The following is a 521-nucleotide window of genomic DNA, read 5'->3' as shown; positions in this document are numbered from 1 at the left end:
AAGGTGCGGCGTGCCGACCGGGTGGGCGACCGGATCTTCGTGGACGGCAACAGCGCGGCCGCGCTGGGCTGCGTGTACGGGGGCGCCACGGTCGCGGCCTGGTACCCGATCACGCCCTCGTCCTCGGTGGCCGAGGCCTTCCAGCGGTACTGCACCAGGTTCCGCGTCGATCCGGCCACCGGCCAGCACCGCTTCGCCATCGTGCAGGCGGAGGACGAGCTCGCCTCGATCGGCATGGTCGTGGGCGCCGGCTGGAACGGCGCGCGGGCCTTCACGGCGACCTCGGGGCCGGGCATTTCCCTGATGAGCGAGTTCATCGGCCTGGCCTACTTCGCCGAGATCCCGGTCACCATCATCAACGTGCAGCGCGGCGGGCCTTCCACCGGCATGCCCACCCGCACGCAGCAGGCCGACATCCTGTGCTGCGCCTATGCCTCGCACGGCGACACCAAGCACGTGCTGCTGTTCCCCGAAGACCCGCACGAGTGCTTCGAGCACGCGGCGGCGGCGCTGGACCTGGC

Annotated in this window: 1 pseudogene; it reads left to right on the top strand. The window is 71.4% G+C overall.

The window, feature by feature from the left end:
• Nucleotides 1–521, top strand: a pseudogene (locus tag AC1DTN_RS39215) (2-oxoacid:acceptor oxidoreductase subunit alpha); the annotation flags it as partial.

The sequence above is a fragment of the Rhizobium sp. 01T444 genome (assembly GCF_056398305.1).
The sequence above is the reverse complement of the archived record's forward strand: the minus strand, read 5'-3'. Positions and strand labels throughout refer to the sequence as shown.